Source organism: Phyllobacterium sp. P5_D12 (assembly GCF_054049495.1).
This window is the reverse complement of record NZ_JBFUMG010000818.1, coordinates 1-1,494: the sequence shown is the minus strand read 5'-3', so window position 1 is coordinate 1,494 and position 1,494 is coordinate 1. Positions and strand designations below refer to the sequence as shown.

At 54.9% G+C, this 1,494-nt stretch carries 2 protein-coding genes; both read left to right on the top strand.

Going from position 1 to position 1,494, the window contains the following annotated elements; genetic code table 11:
• On the top strand, window positions 1-621 hold a 621-nt coding region (locus ACXJ5O_RS26725), incomplete at its 5' end, for a protein-disulfide reductase DsbD domain-containing protein (protein ID WP_457302548.1).
• A gap of 79 nt (window positions 622-700) precedes the next feature.
• Entirely contained in the window at window positions 701-1,186 is a 486-nt protein-coding gene (locus ACXJ5O_RS26720; RefSeq protein WP_457302547.1) for a redoxin family protein, read from the top strand.
• Window positions 1,187-1,494 lie beyond the last annotated feature (308 nt).

Sequence of the window (1,494 nt, the reverse complement as noted above, 5' to 3'; positions counted from 1 at the left end):
ACCTATTGGCGAGAACCCGGTGATGCGGGTGTGCCGCCAGAACTCGATCTCACTGAAAGCACCAACATCAAAAGCTATGCGCTTGCGTTTCCAACGCCGCATCGCTTCGATGACGGCAATACCCACTGGGCAGGATACAAGAAACCAGTCTCCCTGCCGCTCACGCTCACACTCGCCGATCCTGCCAAGCCTGCCCATTTGAAGGGCCATGCATTTCTTGGGATTTGCGAGACGATCTGCATCCCGGTTAAAGCGGAGTTTGATTTTACCGTCGACAACRCGAAACCGACCGACGCCCTGACCAAAACGCTCATAGATTCGGCCTTCGAACAGCTGCCGGGCGAAGCGTCGGCGACATTCGGGGCGCGTAGCGCGGTACGCACGGATGATCGCGTGAGGGTAACGGTCGACCTTCCTTCCGATGATCCAAACACCGACATTTTCGTCGCGGGCGATGGAATCGTTACGTTCGGCATGTCGAAACTGAAGGACCGGCAGGCAAATAGTGCCGTTTTTTCCGTGCGGATCATTTCCGGAAAGGACAAAAAAACACCCCCTCTTAACTACACGCTGGTTCAAGGAGACAAGGCCGTCTCCGGCATGATCAACGTTCAGGAATAACGATCAAAATTCTCGACTTTTGCAAGTACGCACCCTATGTGCGGAAGGGCGCATATCATCATCTCACAGGGAGCTATTCATGACGATCAAAGTGGGCGAGCGTTTGCCGGACGCTATATTCAAGACAAAATCGGACGAGGGCGTCAGTGAAGTCCGCTCCGAAGCGCTATTCAAGGGCAAGAGAATTGTTCTCTTTGCTGTTCCCGGCGCGTTTACGCCGACCTGCAGCATGAACCATCTGCCGGGTTATCTTGAAAACAGAGATGCAATTCTGGCAAAGGATATCGACGCAATTGTCGTCGTCGCCGTCAATGATCCGCATGTCATGGGCGCCTGGGCCAAGGCAACGAATGGCGAGGGCAAAATTCAGTATCTCTCGGACGGCAATGCCACTTTCACCAAGGCCGTCGGTCTCGATGTCGATCTTGGTGCCGGTAATATGGGCATACGCTCCAAGCGTTATTCAATGCTAGTTGAAGACGGCGTGGTGAAGCAGCTCAATATCGAAGAGTCTCCGGGTCAGGCTGTCACCTCGAGCGCAGCTACCATTCTCAATCAGCTTTAGGATAAACTCGTATCGGAGTGGGGATAAGTCTGGGTGTGGAAATCCAAAGGACCCCTCCCTGCTGCGTAGCCTCCCTCCCCGCAAGGGGAGGGAAGAGACATTTGCTTTCGGTGCTCGGGTTTTGGCAATGCTGCTGTGCGTGGTTCGACAAGCTCACCATGGGGAAGGTGGGTGGTTGCAGTGGAGCCAAGAACTGCGGGGGCGGTGATTAGCGGTGCAGCCACTGGTCTCCTTCATGGTGAGCTTGTCGAACCACGCACAGCAGCAGAAAATCCCGACGTCTCCGTCATCCTCGGGCTTGACCCGAG